This is a genomic window from Dendrosporobacter quercicolus (assembly GCF_900104455.1).
Lineage (GTDB): Bacteria > Bacillota > Negativicutes > DSM-1736 > Dendrosporobacteraceae > Dendrosporobacter > Dendrosporobacter quercicolus.
The window spans coordinates 956,420-974,471 of the sequence record NZ_FNHB01000001.1; the positions used below are offsets into that span (position 1 = coordinate 956,420).

At 50.5% G+C, this 18,052-nt stretch carries 14 protein-coding genes and 1 pseudogene; 11 read left to right on the forward strand and 4 right to left on the reverse strand.

What is annotated here, in order from left to right; translation table 11 throughout:
* Positions 1-377 precede the first annotated feature (377 nt).
* Positions 378-2,792 (forward strand): glycogen/starch/alpha-glucan phosphorylase, encoded by a 2,415-nt coding sequence (locus BLR06_RS04650; protein ID WP_092068916.1) that lies wholly within the window; start codon positions 378-380, stop codon positions 2,790-2,792.
* Between the two features lie 184 nt (positions 2,793-2,976).
* Here the strand turns inward: BLR06_RS04650 and BLR06_RS04655 are convergent.
* The 4 genes and pseudogenes from BLR06_RS04655 to BLR06_RS04670 form a co-directional block, all read right to left on the reverse strand.
* Positions 2,977-3,249, reverse strand: a pseudogene (locus BLR06_RS04655) (acetyltransferase); the annotation flags it as partial.
* Between the two features lie 78 nt (positions 3,250-3,327).
* Entirely contained in the window at positions 3,328-3,759 is a 432-nt protein-coding gene (locus tag BLR06_RS04660) for an acetyltransferase (RefSeq protein ID WP_092068919.1), read from the reverse strand.
* Positions 3,760-3,981: 222 nt separating this feature from the next.
* Positions 3,982-6,099: a catalase gene (locus BLR06_RS04665; RefSeq protein WP_092068922.1), complete on the reverse strand. Its 2,118-nt coding sequence runs from the start codon at positions 6,097-6,099 to the stop codon at positions 3,982-3,984.
* A 166-nt stretch (positions 6,100-6,265) separates the two neighbouring features.
* Positions 6,266-7,132 carry a LysR family transcriptional regulator gene (locus BLR06_RS04670; protein ID WP_092068925.1) on the reverse strand — a complete coding sequence of 289 codons (867 nt, stop codon included), beginning with the start codon at positions 7,130-7,132 and terminating at the stop codon, positions 6,266-6,268.
* Between the two features lie 108 nt (positions 7,133-7,240).
* Here BLR06_RS04670 and BLR06_RS04675 point away from each other — a divergent pair, with 108 nt between their 5' ends.
* The 10 genes from BLR06_RS04675 to BLR06_RS04720 all read left to right on the forward strand — a co-directional run bounded on the left by BLR06_RS04675 (position 7,241) and on the right by BLR06_RS04720 (position 18,016).
* Positions 7,241-8,395 carry a YbfB/YjiJ family MFS transporter gene (locus tag BLR06_RS04675; RefSeq protein ID WP_092068927.1) on the forward strand — a complete coding sequence of 385 codons (1,155 nt, stop codon included), beginning with the start codon at positions 7,241-7,243 and terminating at the stop codon, positions 8,393-8,395.
* Positions 8,395-8,595 (forward strand): 2-hydroxymuconate tautomerase family protein, encoded by a 201-nt coding sequence (locus tag BLR06_RS04680; protein ID WP_092068930.1) that lies wholly within the window; start codon positions 8,395-8,397, stop codon positions 8,593-8,595. Before BLR06_RS04675 ends, BLR06_RS04680 begins: the two co-directional genes overlap by 1 nt.
* 177 nt (positions 8,596-8,772) lie before the next feature.
* Entirely contained in the window at positions 8,773-9,147 is a 375-nt protein-coding gene (locus BLR06_RS04685; RefSeq protein ID WP_092068933.1) for a hypothetical protein, read from the forward strand.
* Between the two features lie 50 nt (positions 9,148-9,197).
* A complete protein-coding gene (locus BLR06_RS04690; protein ID WP_217636826.1) occupies positions 9,198-10,070 on the forward strand; it encodes a hypothetical protein in 873 nt (290 codons plus the stop codon).
* A 362-nt stretch (positions 10,071-10,432) separates the two neighbouring features.
* Positions 10,433-13,060: a phosphoenolpyruvate synthase gene (locus tag BLR06_RS04695; RefSeq protein WP_218039437.1), complete on the forward strand. Its 2,628-nt coding sequence runs from the start codon at positions 10,433-10,435 to the stop codon at positions 13,058-13,060.
* The gene (locus tag BLR06_RS04700; RefSeq protein WP_255319490.1) at positions 13,053-14,402 is read left to right on the forward strand and encodes an MFS transporter; all 1,350 of its coding nucleotides are present in this window, start codon (positions 13,053-13,055) and stop codon (positions 14,400-14,402) included. Before BLR06_RS04695 ends, BLR06_RS04700 begins: the two co-directional genes overlap by 8 nt.
* Before the next feature lie 78 nt (positions 14,403-14,480).
* Complete coding sequence (locus BLR06_RS04705; RefSeq protein ID WP_092068941.1) at positions 14,481-16,073, forward strand: oleate hydratase; 1,593 nt, start codon at positions 14,481-14,483, stop codon at positions 16,071-16,073.
* Between the two features lie 244 nt (positions 16,074-16,317).
* A complete protein-coding gene (locus BLR06_RS04710) occupies positions 16,318-16,884 on the forward strand; it encodes a FecR family protein (protein ID WP_092068944.1) in 567 nt (188 codons plus the stop codon).
* A complete protein-coding gene (locus BLR06_RS04715) occupies positions 16,881-17,759 on the forward strand; it encodes a 4Fe-4S binding protein (protein ID WP_092068947.1) in 879 nt (292 codons plus the stop codon). The genes BLR06_RS04710 and BLR06_RS04715 overlap by 4 nt, the downstream gene beginning before the upstream one ends.
* Positions 17,756-18,016, forward strand: coding sequence for a hypothetical protein (locus tag BLR06_RS04720; protein WP_092068950.1), 261 nt, complete (start codon positions 17,756-17,758; stop codon positions 18,014-18,016). Before BLR06_RS04715 ends, BLR06_RS04720 begins: the two co-directional genes overlap by 4 nt.
* Positions 18,017-18,052: the final 36 nt, after the last annotated feature.

Consider the following 18,052-nt stretch of genomic DNA (forward strand, 5'->3'; position numbering starts at 1 on the left):
CTCCTTCTGCCACCCCTGGCAAAACTGAAAAAGTGTCTCAACATTTTTCTTATTGTAGCATAAGGACCTGTTTTTTTAAAGAGTGTTTATCCAATCCGCTTATTCGGTGCGGGGCGGCAGGAAAACAGCTGCCGTAATAAACCCCGTAACAGCCAAAGAAACCGGACAATTAGTCCTTGACAGCATCTTTTGACAAAGTTTATAATTTGAATTAATTCAAATTAATATTGCTTAAACTTTCCAACAAAGGAAAATCATGCCTGCGTGAACTAAACTGGCCCGCGCTGCGGAGCAAACCGGCTCACAACCGGCAGCATACTCAGAAGGACAGCCGGCTGCGTTTACCGTTGCTTGCCAACAAAAGGAGGAGATAACCCTTGTTAACAAAGCAGCAATGCAAGGAAGCTTTTCAGAAACGGTTATTAGCGCTGGCTGGAGTCAGTCTCGATGAAGCAACCCTCTACAACAAATATACCGCGCTAGCCAGCCTGGTCCGCGACCAAATCGGACAGCGCTGGGTGGATACCAGCTGCCGCTACAGTACCCAAAAACAAAAACAGGTCTACTACTTTTCTGTTGAATTTTTGTTGGGCCGTTTACTGGACAACAATTTGCGCAATCTCGGTCTCCGGGATGTCTGGGTTGAAGCACTTGCCGAACTGGGCATTGACTATACCGAACTGGCGGACGCCGAACATGACGCCGGCCTCGGCAATGGCGGCTTAGGACGGTTGGCGGCCTGCTTTTTGGATTCCCTGGCCTCATTGGGCCTTCCCGGTCACGGCTGCGGCATCCGCTATACTTACGGCCTGTTTAAGCAGGCCATTGTAGACGGCATCCAAATGGAAAAACCGGATACCTGGCTAAAGGATCTTAACATCTGGGAGTACCGCAAAACCAACAAAGCCGTTTTCGTGCAATTCGGTTCGCCGCTGGGCGCTGTAAAGGCCGTTCCTTATGACATTCCCGTCATTGGCTATGACAACAATACGGTGAATACCTTGCGTTTATGGAGCGCCGAAGTGCGGGACGAACTGATTGCAAACTATTCCAGCATGACGCCCGACGACTTCCGCAAACTGCTGGAATATAAAAGCTGGGTAGAAGCCATCTCCCAAATTCTCTATCCTGACGACCGCTACGAAGAAGGCCGCCATCTCAGGCTGGTACAGGAATATTTTTTGGTTTCGGCCGGTGTGCAAAGCATTATCCGTCATATCAAAAGCAAGCAGGGCGATGATTTATCTTCACTGTCCGACCAGGTGGCCCTTCATATCAATGACACCCACCCGTCCTTAGTCATTCCTGAACTCATGCGCATCCTGATGGACGAGGAAGGCATGGGCTGGGAGCAGGCCTGGGAAATCACGACCAATACCGTTTCCTATACCAATCATACCGTTTTACCCGAGGCTCTTGAAAAATGGCCCATCAGCCAATTTCAAAGTCTATTGCCGCGCATATACGAAATTGTGAACGAGATTAACGAACGCTTCTGCGCCGAACTGTGGCAGCGTTATCCCGGCGACTGGGACCGCATTGCCGCGATGGCCGTCATCGCCGACGGCTATGTCAAAATGGCGCACCTGGCTGTAGCTGGCAGCCACAGTGTCAATGGCGTAGCACAACTGCACAGCACCATATTGCAAACTGACCTGCTGAAGCTGTTTTACCAGCATACACCGTATAAGTTCAACAATAAAACCAACGGCGTCACGCACCGCCGCTGGCTTCTCGCCGCCAACCCCGGCCTGGCCGGCCTGATTACCGACACCATCGGCCCCGATTGGCTGCATCGTCCGGCATCGCTTGAAAAGCTGCTGCCTTATGCCGGCGATGCCGGGTTTCAGCAAAAATTAGCGGCAGTCCGGCAGTACCGCAAACAGGCTCTCGCCAAATTCATTCTACACAAAGATCAAATCTCCCTGGATCCTCAGTCGATCTTTGACGTCCATGTCAAACGTATCCACGCCTACAAGCGTCAACTGTTGAACGCCCTGCGCATTATGGAACTGTACAACCGGCTGAAAGACAATCCTCAGCTCGCTATCCTGCCGCGCACCTTCATCTTTGCCGGGAAGGCAGCCCCTGGCTATTTTCTGGCGAAGAAAATAATTCAACTGATTACAACCCTGGCCAAAGTGATCAATCACGATCAGTCAATTCAAAATAAACTCAAGGTTGTATTTATCGAAAACTACGGCGTCACACTGGCCGAGCAAATCATTCCCGCCACCGACATCAGCGAGCAGATTTCAACTGCCGGTAAAGAAGCCTCCGGCACCGGCAACATGAAGTTCATGATGAACGGCGCCATCACCGTCGGTACCCTAGACGGGGCCAATGTCGAAATCCGCGACGCCGTGGGCGACGACAACATTGCCATCTTTGGCCTCAATGCCGAGCAAGTGACGGTCTGCTATCAAACCGGACAATGCAATCCTCTGACTGCCTATAATCAGGATGAGCGGATCCGGCGATGCGTCAATCAATTGATTGACGGCAGTCTGCCGGTTCTAGGAGATGAATTTAAACCGCTTTATGACTACCTTATGCACACAAACGGTGCATTTTTGGAATTGCAGGACTTTGCCGCTTATCTTGACGCCCAGGAAAAAATTGACCGCCTGTTTCGGGATGACGCGGGCCGCTGGCAGGTGGCCGCTGTCAATATTGCCCGCTCCGGCTGCTTCTCCAGCGACCGTACGATCAGTCAGTATGCCGCGGATATTTGGCATATCCGCCCGTCCACAGGGCCTGCCGCCCGCTCCAAGAAAAAAACACGGGCCTAACCCGTGAAATCTCCTGAGAACGCCCCATCCGGTCTGTTATGCGCCGCCGCCTTGCTGTGGCGGCTTTTTATTGCAGTCTGCCATCAGTCGCTTTTTAACCGGCATGGCCTTTAACAACAGTCTTTTCACTGTCGCAATATCATTGGCCGCTACAAGCGCCTCAAGATGATCAAATATTTTTTGAAGTGGTAATTCCCGCCATGCGGTGATTGGCGCCATTCATGATAAACCGGACGCCCTCGGCAATTGCGCAAAACTTGCCGATAATCAATTGATCACCCAAAATTTCATAATGGTGCTCAATGTTATCATAAAACTTCTCCGGTGATTTTTTACTGTCACTGTAATAGGTATAACGGCCGATATCGACATTTGGCCTTTTCGGCAGATTGCCGATATAGCATACGGACTTTAGCTTCTCATTCGGATATAAATTGCCGTGATCCGGACCGGCCATACTCCCCCCTCCTTTGAGACTGCACTTTTCGTTGTCTTTAAGCCTTTGGGCAAATACGTAATAACAGAACAGCAGACATTAGCTCAGCTGCATAGATAAAATAGGATATGGCTTGCCCATTCCGTCAACATCGGAACGATTGATTACAGCAAAGCCCATATGCCGATAAAAGCCAACCGCCTGTTCGTTTTGTTCATTCACATCCACTTTCATCACTTTTTCCCGGGCGATAGCATAGGTAACCAGCTGTTTGCCAATGCCTTTGCCCCGTTCGGCAGGCGCAACAAACAGCATTTCCAGCTTATTGCCGCAAATACCCATAAATCCGGTAATTTTGTGTTTTTCATCCTGATCACAAAATAATGCGACACTCCGAAAGCCCTCATCCAAGATCAACTGCCGGTAAAATTGAATATCCTGTTCCGTAATAAAGTGATGTGTTGCCCGAACCGAATCCTCCCAAATTTTAATCAATACCTCGTAGTCAGCCACAGATGCCTGTGCAATCATTATCAATCTCCCCCCCAATTACAACGAACGGGAAAATGGCCCGCCGCATTACGTCAGTATCATGTTATCATCATTACAATAAGCTGTAAATATGGCCAAATACAGCATTATCCCCCGCTTGCTTATAGCGGACGCTAACGCACTGCGCCGGCTGGCTAAAGCGCTGATATGTAAGCAGAACGGACATTGGAGCCTCCAATGTCCGTTCCGCCATTTTTCTGCTTATAAATGCCGCGCCCAGTGGCGGTCAATGGCAATTAACTTAAGGAATTCTTCGCCAAACGCGGCCCAGTCGGCCGCGCCGCGCACAGTTGCCACCCCCAGTCCGCTACTCAGCTTCCCGCCGCTGTCCGGCTGAGCGAGCTGGACTTTTCCGGCATCGGAGGTCTTCAGAAAATCCACGCCATCATCCGCCGCCGCGATGGTTTTATCATGTTTGAAGGCCTCGTTGACAAAATTACGGGCGTCCAATGTTTTTGCTAATTCCTGAATGCTTTCTATTCCTCCGGGCACATAGACGGCATCATACAACAGCGCATCCGCTGTGGTAAAATCTTTGGCAGCTTCCGTTTGCTTACCGTCACTGCTTGTAATCATCCCCATCCGACTGCTGACAATATCCGCGCTAACGCCGGCATTTGTCAGTGCGGTTACAACCTGCGTAAGTCCGGTATAACAAAATCCATTTGCCGCCAGAACGGCAACCTTTCTTGTTTTGGGCGATTGTATGGTGTTTTGCTGACTCACCGCCGGCGATGCTGCAGTCACGCCTGTTCCGCCCTGCTCCGACGGAGGATTTGCGCCGATGCCGAGAGCAATTTGCCGGGCAAGTTCAGGCGCGACATAGTTGAACATGTCCACAACACGCTGTTTAATTTGTTTATCCTGCACACTGCCCGCCTCAAAATGAAAGGCATCAATAATATGCGCTTTTTCCACCACAGACATGCTGTTCCAGAAAAGCGTCGCCTGGCTGAAAAAATCCTGAAAGCTTTTACTGCGTTCACGAATTTTGCGGCCCTCCACCTTCTCAGCATAATGTACATAGCCCCCGGCGCCTTCAGCTACAGGCGTCGGCGTATTTTGCTGGAGCATGTTCGGGAAATAACTGACAACCCCTTGGTCCACAGACATGCGGTGATACCCGTCGCGTTGGTTGTTATGGATAGGCGCAACAGGACGGTTGACGGGAATTTGATGAAAATTCGGCCCGCCCAGCCTAATCAGCTGGGTATCCTGATAAGAAAATAGCCGGCCTTGCAGTAAAGGATCGTTGCTGAAATCAATGCCTGGAACGACATTCCCCGGACAAAAAGCCACCTGCTCAGTTTCCGCGAAGAAATTGTCCACATTGCGGTTCAAGGTCATTTTGCCAATGATTTTTACCGGCACCAACTCTTCCGGCCAGAATTTGGTGGGATCAAGAATATCAAAATCGAATTTAAATTCCTGTTCCTCTTCCAGCATTTGCACACCAAATTCAAATTCGGGATAATTGCCCTGATCAATCGCATCCCACAAATCCCGCCGGTGGAAGTCAGGGTCCTTGCCCGACAACTTCTGCGCTTCGTCGCGAACCAGTGAATGGACGCCCAATACCGGCTTCCAGTGGAATTTTACAAACCGCGCCTTGCCCTTGGCATTGACAAAACGAAACGTATTGACGCCAAAACCCTCCATCATGCGGAAACTGCGGGGAATAGCCCGGTCAGACATCAGCCACATGATCATATGCGCGGTTTCCGGCGTGTTCACAACAAAATCCCAAAAAGTATCATGGGCCGATGTGGCCTGCGGAACTTCATTATGCGGTTCAGGTTTAACCGCATGAATCAAATCAGGAAATTTGATTGCATCCTGAATAAAAAAAACCGGAATATTGTTGCCGACAATATCATAATTGCCTTCTTCCGTATAAAATTTTGTCGCAAAGCCCCGCACGTCCCGGGCTGTATCCGCCGAACCGCGCGAGCCCACAACGGTGGAAAACCGGACAAAAACCGGTGTTTTAAGCGACGGGTCCTGTAAAAACTTAGCTTTGGTATATTCAGTCATGGGTTGGTAAACCTGAAAATAGCCATATGCGCCAAAACCGCGGGCATGCACAACCCGTTCAGGAATACGCTCATGGTCAAAATGGGTAATCTTTTCCCGAAAATGAAAATCCTCCATTAAAGTGGGACCCCGCTCTCCCGCCTTAAGTGAATCATCTGTATGAGAAAGCTTTAGTCCCATATTGGTGGTCAGCGTCTGGTTGTTGTGCGCCGTTCTAAAGTTTTCCAACTGCTGTATTTTTTTGTCATTGCCCGCAGGGCCTGAGCCGCCTTGACCTTGTTGCATAAATGCCTCCTTTTCCATAGCAGTAAAGCTATAATGAATTGTTAAATGGTTCCATTAGTATACCAGACAGGAATGACATCTATACGGCCAATAGCAGCTTTCCAATAAAATTCTTGTTTTTTCGGCGGTGCGCCGGGCTATTTTCAGGCCACAGACCTTTTCCCTGCTACGGCTTACTGTGAATCAAGTCAATAAACTTGGTCATGGCCAGGGTTGGGACGGCATCTTTTCGCCAAATCAGCATTGTTGTACACTTCCCGAGGTGTGACGGCAGTGCATAGGAAGACAAAATGCCGGACTGCAATTTTTCTTCTATTACCGATTCAGGCAGCAGGGAAATCCCAATACCAGCAGCCACTGAGCCGATAATAGCCTCCAGAGAACCAAATTCAAAGCGTTTTAACGGTATCGATTTGGTTTCCGCCAGGTATTGTTCCAGCAATGACCGATATGAGCAGCCACTGCGAAAAACTAAAATCGTTCTGTTTTGCAAAATATCTAAACCGCCGGCGGCGTTTTGGCCTCCCGCCGCAACCAGTACCATAGCTTCTTCAAATGCCGCCATTTCCACAATGTCAGCGTGATTGACCGGTGCCGCGACAAAAGCCAGGTCAAGTTCATAGTTGAGGATTTGACTGATTAAATGTCCGGTTGTTCCGGTTTGAAGCGATAACTCCACACGATCATATAAAGAATGATATTCTTTGAGCAATGATGGCAGGCGAATGGCTGCGGTCGTTTCCATTGAGCCGATTCGCAGTAATCCGCCGGGAACGCCATTGGAGTGTAAAAGAAACTGCAGCTCGTCCATCGTACGGGCAATTCTTAAGCCGTATTCCAACAGAAGTTTTCCCGCCGGAGTGGGATGAACGCCCCTGGCGCTACGATAAAACAACTTTACCTTCAGCTTCTCCTCCAGTTTTCTCATCCGGGCGGTAACACTGGACTGGGCGTAGCCCAGCTTTTCCGCGGCTTGTGTCATCGATCCCTGGTAAACCACTTCCTGAAAAATTTTTATATCATTTAAATTCATTTAACCCTCCCATAGAAAAAAACGATTTATGTCATAGAGATAAATCGCTTCTATTAGCAGCTCCTTTATTGTAACATGAAAGCAGCCCTTGTACCAGGAGGTGAACAATTGCAAAACAGACGGACTATTTCCATTCTGGCGGGCGGTATTTGCGCTCTGAGTCTAGCAATGGGAGTTTCACGGTTTGGTTTTACCCCGATTATTCCAATCATGCAAAGAGATATTGGCCTTGCAGAATGGGATATTGCCGTTTTGGCTTCCGCCAATTATCTGGGCTATCTGGCGGGAGCATGGGCTTCCCGCCGGCAATACGTCACAGGGCATGTCCGCGGCTGGCTGGGCGGGGGATTAGCGGGCAGTATCCTTTTGCTGGCCGCCATGCCGGCCACGCAGCTTCCCGCCCTGTGGACCTTGCTGCGGCTATCCGCCGGATTTCTAAGCGCAATTTTATTCGTCATCGCCTCCAGCATTACCCTGGGTCAAGGACGAAGCAACCGGGCGGGTTATCTTTATAGCGGCGTGGGCATTGGCCTGGCGTTTACCGGGATCTGTGTGCCAGTATTTGATGCCATTGGCGGCTGGAAAGGCACATGGCTGGGCCTGGCCTTGGGCGGCAGTATATTCGGCGCTATTGCCTGGCGCATGCTGGCAAAAGAAGCGGGGCCCGAACCGGTCCATTCCGAACTGCCGCGGCCGGAAAGCCGATTTACGAGAGATTATGCCTGGTATGCGCTTCTCGTTGCTTACGGGCTTGAAGGCATTGGCTATATCATTACAGCCACTTATATTGTTCAAATGCTGGGAGCCATTCCCGAATTGCGGCAAATTGCCAACCAAAGCTGGGTATTCATAGGCCTGGCAGCCATTCCCTCCACCTATCTGTGGGCGCGGTTCGCCCAGAAAACGAATATACGAATCGCTCTGATGCTGGCCTACAGCCTGCAAGCCCTGGGAATTCTTATGCCGGTTGTTCTTCCCAATCAGGTTAGCACCCTGGCCGGCGGCGTTTTATTTGGCGGGACTTTCATGGGAATAACCAGTCTTGCTATCGCGTTGGCCTGCCGCATGAAAGCGGAGGCCAAAATGAAAGCCATCGCAGAATTGACGACCGCCTTTGCGTTAGGACAGATTATTGGTCCTATTGCGGCAGCCTATCTGCAAAAAAACTTTGACCTGTTAGCCCCCAGCATTTTTGCCGTTGTGGTTTTACTATTTGCCTTGCTGGCGCTGGCAACCATAAACAAGAAAGTGAGTGATGAATAATGCCGTATGTAAATATCAAAATAACGAAAGAAGGCGCTACTGCCGAACAAAAAGCCCGATTAATCCAAGGTGTGACGCAACTCCTGGTGGATATTCTGGGAAAAAACCCCAAGACAACCATCGTCGTGATTGACGAAGTGGACACCGATCATTGGGGGATTGGCGGAGAGACCGTAACCTCATTGCGGCGAAAAAGATAAGAGAACCGGACACAGCTAACGCCCGGACAGATCAAATTCTCACCGAACACGGTGCGGATTTGATCTGTCCTTTTTCTTTTTGCCCAAATCAGTTTGGGAAGACCTTCAAGCTAATCCGCACCTTAACAAGAACGGATTCATATACTAAAATAACCATACGTTAGGAGTTTTTCGGCAATGGACAAAACGGCCAGAATAAATCACAGTGTTTTTAATGACGAAGCAAGCCCCTTGTTTACCCGGGAACAGGCATCAGATACCATTATATTTAATGCCTTTTCCACAATGCAAACAAATACGCCGATTTGGCTGCCGGCCGCCGGTAAAAGGATCTGCCTGACAGCAGTGCAAACGTCTGCCCCTGCTGCCATAACCGTTATCTTAAGCAGAGCCGGCAATGCGTCCTTCCTGTCAATTGTTTTGACAACTGCTCTCGCCACTTATAGCGAAAGCTTTCCTTCCCCGGTTAGATTCACAGCGGACGAAATCATCTCACTTACAACCACTGCGGAGGGAACGGTGAATATTACCCTGATAGGCTATGAAGTCTGACCTGACGGCAAAGCGCCGGGAAGGAGTGGTTTGCGACGGATAATACAAGAATGAATCAGAATATATCTACCGCCGGGCAGCAGCCCTTATTTTGCGGAAGAAATCCAGCCGGGATAAGCAGACAGTATTCCTTCAGCGTTTTGACAGATGCAATACCGGTCTGGACGCCTTCAGCGCAAAAATGTATTCATCTTACCGCAATACAGGCATCAGCTCCTTTGGGAGTAACAATAACATTAAGCAGCAGCGGCAAAAGCTTCTTAGCGTTAAGAATATCGGAACCAGCCGCAGCAATCAGTCACGCCTTCCCCTCCGCCTGCAGACTTAACCGCGGCGATGCGGTCTTTATCCGCACTGCCGATGAAGAAAGAGCATGTGAGACTTTTGGCGCGGTAACTGCTGAGCAGGTCGCCTTTAACAGCCGAAGCGATTTTACGAATGCAGCCAATGCCGCAGGTTTACCTGACAGACAGTTGGCCGCCCTCAGCTCGGGACTGCTGATTGCAACCAGGGGCAGAATCGTGCTGACATATCACATGGCTCCGGCGGCGCTTGACCGGCTGCAGATTGAAAGCGTTAGACTTAAGTTTTACTGCCGCCTTGCGCTAACACTTGCTGTCGGCACCAGCGCAATGACCCTTTACTGGCGGCCGGATACTGCCGCCGACTGGATCGAATTGCAGCAGGCAAGCCTTTCCCTGATAGGAACACTGAATTATTTGACCACCCCTCTGGAGCGGGATATCACCCAGGAAGTACTGGCAGCCGCCAATCCCTGGGAAGTCATTGGCAGCCTGCAGACCTCTTTTTCCGGCGCTCACACCGGGCTGGGAATCGGCAACAGCATCCAATTAGATGCTGTGGAGGTTGAAATTTGCGCCACTGCAATCAATGAGATCACCCTCTTTGGTTTTGAAACGTAATTGAACACAATATCTCAGTCTGCCGGCGGAACGCATTCTGTTGGCTGAAAAGCGGTTGCTAAACGCGCTAAAGGGCTGTGCCTGCACACAGCCCTTTAGCGCGTAAAATAATTCAATCACACGATGATTAAGCGCATTGTTCATTTGCTTTGCCTGGACTATACTAACCCCCGCGCTGCTGGGTCCTGCAGGACATCGGTTTTGCCTATGCTTGCCGGAATAAGGCCGGTGATTGGCTAACCCGCTGCAAGAAAAATATTATTGTAGAGTTGGTGCATACTATCATTTACACCGGCCACAGCGAAGAGACAAGGTGAAAATCACACGCCGGAAATACAACAAGAAGTGAGGCAATCCACATAATGAATTATGTTCTCCCATTTGATGAACTGGATAAATCAAGTTTGCCTTTGGTCGGCGGCAAAGGCGCCAATTTAGCTGAGCTCAGCAGAGCAAGTTTTCCTGTGCCTGGAGGCTTCTGCATAACCACTGCCGCCTACCGGGACTTTATCCTGACAAGCCCAGCCATAGGGCAGCTCATTCATTCGCTTGAAACCATCGACACAAATAACTTGACACAGTTGCGCCAAGCCGGCGAAATGATCCGGGCGCAGTTAACGCAATTGCCAATGCCTGAACGATTGCAGGCAGCCATTGTTCAGGCCTGGATAAATACAGGCCCGAATTATGCTTATGCGGTCCGTTCCAGCGCCACTGCTGAAGATTTGCCTACAGCTTCCTTTGCCGGCCAGCAAGATACCTATCTCAATATCAAAGGCCGCAGCGAGCTGCTGCTGCATGTGCGCAGGTGCTGGGCCTCCTTGTTTACCGACAGGGCAATTGCCTATCGGGCCAAAAACCATTTCAATCACCGTGATGTATTGCTGGCTGTTGTCGTCCAGCGGATGGTACAGCCGGAGGTATCCGGCATTATGTTTACCGCCGACCCGGTGAACGGCAACCGCACGGTCATTTCCATCAACGCCAGTTTCGGGTTGGGAGAAGCAATTGTTTCCGGCATAGTGTCGGCTGATTTATATAAAATCAAAGCCCAAAAAATTATCCATAAACAAATTGCCGAAAAAAAAATTGCGATTTACAGCCTGGCTGACGGCGGCACCGTGACGCAGAAACTGCCAACAGCGCAGCAGCGGCGGCAAGCGCTGAGCGATCAACAGCTGCTGGCCCTGGCTGAACTGGGCCAAAACATTCAAGCGCATTTCGCTTCTCCTCAGGATATTGAATTTTGCGTGGAAAAGGGCGGGATATTTATTGTGCAGAGCCGCCCGATTACCTCTTTATATCCGCTGGCCGATCTACCGCTGCAGCCGCTGCGCGTTCTGACCTCTTTCGGCCATGTGCAAATGATGACAGACGCCATGCCGCCTTTGGGCACTTCGATTCTGCAAAATATTTTTTCCAAAGAACTGTGCCGGGTTGTCGGGGGAAGAATATATGGCGATTTATCCGACCTGTTGCAAAACAAACTGATTCGGAAAGTTCTTTCTAAATCTATCGTATTTGCCAATGAGAGTATCGGCAGAGCTGTTGCCCAGGTAATTCAACGGCCGGAATTTATCCAAGGCGCGGCCAATTCGTCGTTAAGCAATAAAGCGCTGGCGGTATTAAAGCCCCTGGTCGGCAAAGCATGGAAAAATCTCTATCGCAATGACCCGCATTTGTTTAAAGAACAGGTGGAGGAATATATGGACACCGTATTGCGGAAAGTGCGCCAGGACCTGGCCGGACTTGAAGGCCCCGCGCGTTTACTGGAAGTAAAACATCAATTGGATTATATTCTCCAGCACGTTTTTACCATCGTGCCTTATGTGTTGCCCGGTCTTCTGGCCCTGGTCATACTCAAAAACAGGCTGGTACACTGGACAGGCAGTGAGTCGGACGAATTATTGGCAAAGCTGAATAAATCCCTGCCCGGCAATATAACCAGCGAGATGGGTCTGCAGATCGGCGACTTGGCAGACTTATTGCGGCAGTTGCCGGAAGTGGCGGCCTACCTGGAGACAGCAGAGAATGCAACCTTTTACGCGGGACTTGATCAGGTATCAGGCGGTGCAACGTTTGCCGAAGCCTTTACCGCTTTCATTGAAAAATTCGGCATGCGCTGTCCGGGTGAAATCGACTTGACGCGGCCACGCTGGAGGGAAGCGCCCGCACAACTTGCGCCGGCAATTTTAAACCATATGCGCAACGTACAGCCTCAGGAGCATCGCCGGAAATTCGTCCGGGGAGCGTTAGAGGCAAACGCGGCCAGACAGCAGATTGTAGCTAAAGTTCAGGGCAATTATTTCCGCAGCAAATTTGCCAAACGGATCATTGACGTATTCCGCTCGTCCGGCGCATTGCGCGAACATCATAAATACTTGCTGGTCAACATTATGGACGAATGCAAAAAAGCAATTGAAGCCGAAGCGGAAGTACTGGTCACCAAAGGCCTGCTGACCTGCAAAAAAGATGTATTCTATTTTACGTTTGATGAATTCCGGCAACTGGTACAAGGAGCAGCGATGCCAGCAGTAAACCAAACGCTTGCGGCCAGAAAAGAGCTTTTTGCCTGGCATAAAACGCTGCGCGCTCCAGGCGTAATGACAAGTGAAGGAGAGATTGTTATCGTTCCGCTGGAACGCAGCGGCATTCCGGCCGGTGCACTTGCCGGCAGCCCGGTTTCGGCCGGGGTTGTCCAGGGCAGGGCGCGAATTATTCTACACCCTGAACAGGCATTTTTACAGCCGGGAGAAATTCTGATCGCACCGCACACCGACCCCGGCTGGACGCCATTGTTCCACTCCGCTCGGGGGCTTGTCACTGAAGTTGGCGGCCTGATGACCCATGGGGCCGTGGTAGCGCGTGAATATGGCATTCCTGCTGTGGTAGGCGTGGACAGGGCTACCGAATTAATCAAAAACGGCCAGACGATCCGGCTCGACGGAAATCAGGGCTTTATCGAATTGATAGGCAATGAAAATGAATAGGCGCTGGTTTGTTTTCACAGGGGTTCTCCTGGGCGTAACTGCTTATATGATCATGCAGACCCTTGTTGCAACTATTCTGCCTGCTATTTCGGCCGAATTAGGCGACTCTCATCTGTACAGCTGGGTGTTTAGCGGCTACTTGCTGATGTCCACAATAACCATTCCCTTGTTTTCCAAGCTGGCTGATCTCTATGGCTACAAATCATTTTTTTTAATCGGCATGTCCTTATTCCTGGTCGCTTCACTCCTGTGCGGTTTTGCAACTTCTCTGGCCTTTCTGGTCGCCGCCCGTCTGGTGCAGGGCATTGGCGCGGGTATGCTGGCGCCTGTGACAATGGCCTTAATCAGCATATTGTTTCCCCTTATGAAAGAACGGGCCAAAGCCATGAGTATTTTCGCCGCTGTTCAAATGCTGTCCAATGTGCTGGGTCCAATCATCGGCAGCCTAGTTGCGGCAGCCTTAGGCTGGTCGGCCGCCTTTTTGATCGTCATCCCGTTCTGTCTGCTGTCTTTCACGATTATCGGCTTTAGCCGGTTTGGCGCTACAGTTAAACCGGGACACACGATTCAGCAGATAGATTACCTCGGCGCTTTCCTGCTGGGCGGAGCCATCGCAATTTTCATTCAAACCTGGACTATCTTTGAGCAATCCGGCTGGACCATGACGACAACCCTGCTGTTGGTCATCAGTATTGCCATGGGCCTTGTTTTTCACAGGCAGGGCAAACGGCATCCTGATCCCATCCTGCCGCAGGACATGCTCCGGCTGCCGGCCATCTCTTTATCCAGTCTGAGCGCCCTGCTGTCAGGAACGTTAAGTTATGGAGCCATTTTTATTTTACCGCTGTTTTCGGTTGCCGTGTTTGGCAATAACCACACCAAAGGATCTTACTTTTTGCTGCCTTGTACGCTGGGATTGAGCATAGGCGCAATGACATCAGGCTTCATGCTGCAAAAACTCTCCTGCAAATCCCTGTCTCAAATGAGTTGGTGCCTTGCGGCGGCAGGGTTTAGCGGACTGGGCGTAGTCTGTCTTTTTGCTTTGCCTGTTTCTTTCGCTTATCTTTTTGCGATCAGCATCGGCTTTGGCATTGGCAGCCTAATGCCTACATTTGTTTTGCCCGCGCAAAATGCCGCAGGTGAAAACCAACAGGCCACTGTCAGCGGTCTTATTCAGCTCAGCCGCAATCTCGGCGGCGCAATCGGCATTCCCTTACTGACAAGCATGCTCGCAACCGTCGGGGGATCGCAGGATGAATTGTTTCGTTACGGCATTGTTTTTTTCACGTTGTCGCTGTTAAGCGCCGCAGGGTTTGGGGTAGGCAGCAAACTAAAAGTATAATACAGGCGTTTATATTCATAAGCAAGCCCTTTCCGGGTAAATCTATAGGTATTAAGTACATCATGGAGGTATCCGGCGGTGAGCGATACAGAAATAAACAGGCAAATCTATTTTGTCGGAGGCGGCTTAGGCTCCCTTGCAGGTGCGGTTTACCTGCTCAGGGACTGTGCCTTTCCCGGTAAAAACATTCATATTTTAGAAGGAATGCCGGTCTTAGGAGGCAGCAACGATGGCGCGGGAAATGCGACAACCGGCTTTATTGCCCGGGGCGGCAGAATGCTCAATGAGGAAACTTACGAAAACTTATGGGAACTGCTTTCCTCCATCCCTTCTCTGGAATTTGAACACATGAGTGTGACAGATGAAATTCTGGCCTTTGACCACGCCCATCCCACCCATGCCAATGCCAGACTGATTAACAAAGACCATGAAGTAATCGATGTTTTATCTATGGGTTTTAGCGATGCCGACCGTATTGCGCTTTTCAAACTAATGGTTATTGCGGAAGAAAAGCTGGACAATCTCCGGATTTCCGACTGGTTTATCAACACGCCCCACTTTTTTGAAACAAACTTTTGGTACATGTGGCAGACAACCTTTGCTTTCCAAAAATGGTCCAGTTTAATTGAGTTTAAACGTTATATGCACCGGATGATTTTCGAATACTCCCGGATACACACACTCGAAGGAGTAACAAGAACGCGCTACAACCAGTATGAATCCATTATACTGCCTCTAAAGGCATATCTGGAGCGGTTTGATGTTGATTTCAGCTTAAAATGCACTGTGACAGATTTGGATTTTGAAAAGGGTGAAAGCATCACCGTCGCGGCCATACGCTATGAAACTGAAGGAAAGCCGGGCATACTTCACTTAAACAAAGCTGATTTATGCATTGTGACCAACGGCTGTATGACGGATAATTCCCGTTTGGGCAGCCTGGATAGCCCTGCTGCAGTGGCCTTGGACAGTCCCATTTCAGCTACGCTCTGGGAGAAAATCGCCGCCAAAAAGGATGGTTTGGGCAATCCCCGGAAATTCTTCGGCAGCCCCGCAGAAACCAACTGGGAATCCTTTACGGTTACCCTGAAAGGCAACCGGCTTCTCAAGCTGATTGAAAAGTTTTCCCGCAACAAACCGGGCAGCGGCGCTTTGATGACCTTCCGGGATTCCAACTGGCTGATGTCGATTGTAGTGGCCGCCCAGCCCCACTTTAAAAATCAGCCGGAGGATATCACCATTCTCTGGGGCTATGGCTTATATACCAGTGAGAAAGGCAATTATATCGAAAAAGCCATGCAGGACTGCACCGGCAGGGAAATTTTGCTGGAACTGCTGCACCATTTGGATTTTAGCGAAGAAATAAATGGAATTATGGAAACCGTAGTTAACGTAATTCCCTGCTATCTCCCTTACATTATTTCTATGTTCCAACCCCGCGCCAGAGGGGACCGGCCGGAAATTGTACCCAAAGGGTCAACAAACCTCGCTTTCATCGGCCAGTTTGCGGAAATTCCGGAGGATATGGTCTTTACGGAGGAGTATTCAGTCCGCTCGGCCAGGCTCGCTGTTTATTCCCTGCTTGGCCTGGATAAAAAGATTCTGCCCGTCAGCCCTTACGGCTATGATGTCCGGGTTCTGTTAAAAGCCTTAAATGCCTCATACCGTTAAAAGCGCCGGCGACGGATAGCAAAATACCGTCTTCTGCAGACTGAGAACTGCAAAAATAGCGCAAAAGTACTATTGATTATCTGCCAAAATGTTTCTATTATTTATATAAGCTGATTGGAATAAACCAAAGGCCTGTTTTGCCTAATGGCATCACCGGGCCTTTTTATATGCTTAATTCAGTCATTCCCGCCAGGCATTCAGTGGGAGTCTTCCATAACAGCTCAACTTACAGGGAGGTATAAAAATGAATCACCAAAAGTCTTCCTTCTGGCTGACAAGCCTTTTGTTGCTCCTGGGTTTTGCTTTTGCCGTGAACTACGGCTATTACACAAAAGCTTCCGCCGATGAAAGAGGGAATATATCAGTTGCAGTTTCACCAGGGAAACTGAACCAGTCCGCGCCCCTGCTCCTTGACCGCGCCAAGCAGGGTCAACCCAAGCAATGGGCTCAGCCCGACAAAATTCTGGCCCGGTATACCATCAAAAACCAAAGCCGGCAACCGCTCCCGGTAACAGTGCTTGCCAGCCGGTTTACCGTTCCGGTAACGCTCCAGTCCGGTGCGGCTACTTTCGAAAAGCCCACCGGTCAAATAAGCCGCCTGATTCCTCCCGGTCAGGCGCTGCGCGTGAATGTAAGCCTTGATCTGAGCAACGTAACGGCCCGCCAACAGCCGCTGGGGCAATTACAGGCAATTGATACCCCCAGCGGATCCATCCTGGGTATAACGCCTGTTCATCTGGCGACTGCGCAGCCAGAGCAGCCTGCTGCGCAGGACACTTCGCATGAGCAGCACCACGGAGGCGGCAAATGAACAAGCTGAACCGTCCTGCCGGCTACCTCTTGGGCATCCTGTTATTTTTCGCCCCGTTTGCCTATTATCAAAAAGGGCTTAATTTCTTGCTCAACAGCAATGTGGCCGCTGAAATTCATACTTTCTGCCTGCGTATCCCCCTTTTGGATCTTCTGACGGGAACCGCGCCAAAACTGCTGTCGGTGGCAGGCATTTCCCTCTTATTATTACTGGCAAGCGCTTTTTGGATCGGTCCCTTTTTCTGCAGCCGCCTGTGCGCAAGCGGAGCTTTGCCGGAGTATCTTAGCAAACTGGTGCCAAACCGCGTTAAAATAAACTGGCAAACTACGGTACCTCCGGTACCAATCCGCTATGGATTTCTAATCGGTTATCTGCTGTCGCCGCTTCTGGCCGGAACCATTGCCTGCTCCCTTTGTAATTACGCATTCCTGCAGTGGCTGATCATTGCCGGGGTACAGCAGAGTCCGGGCGTTCTTTCCTCCACCGCCATCATTACCGGCTTTTTATGGCTGGTGCTTTTTGGCGCTTTTGCCAAAGGCGGCCGGGGTTTTTGCAGTTACCTGTGCCCGGTCGGAGCGGTACAAAGTGCGGTACACGGCTTGGGAGCACGGCTGGGCTTCACTTACAAGCTGCGTTATCGGCAGGCTTCCTGCAGCCATTGCGGCCACTGCGTACGGATCTGCCCAATGGGCGCTTTAACCCAGGATGACTCGACCGGGCTAATATATACGATTCACAACTGCCTTACCTGCCGGCAGTGTGAAGCAGCATGCCCCCGCCAGGCAATTACTTATGGAAGGGGAGAACGAGGCTGGCTGGACAAACCGCTGACACATCACCTGCCAAATCAGGTTCCCTTGGAGGACGCAAAATGATTGCAAAAATTTCTGCTTTGCGCTGGGGCCTTAGTTCAGCAGTTTTAGTCAATCTGCCGGGCCTTTTACAGCTTTCGTCCAGCGGCTGCAGCGGCCTGTGCGGCTCCTGCGGTGCAGGCTGCGCAATCGCCGGCCTGACGGCCGGCGGCTTCCTCACGCTAACCCGCTTTTACAAAAGCTTGCGGGCCAGAGTACCCATTGCCGGTAAACCAGGGGCGGCAGCCCCGCCCCCGTCTGCTATTTCGCCAAGAGCCTGAACCCAAATTAAAACTTAGTACAAAAGTCATCCTGCC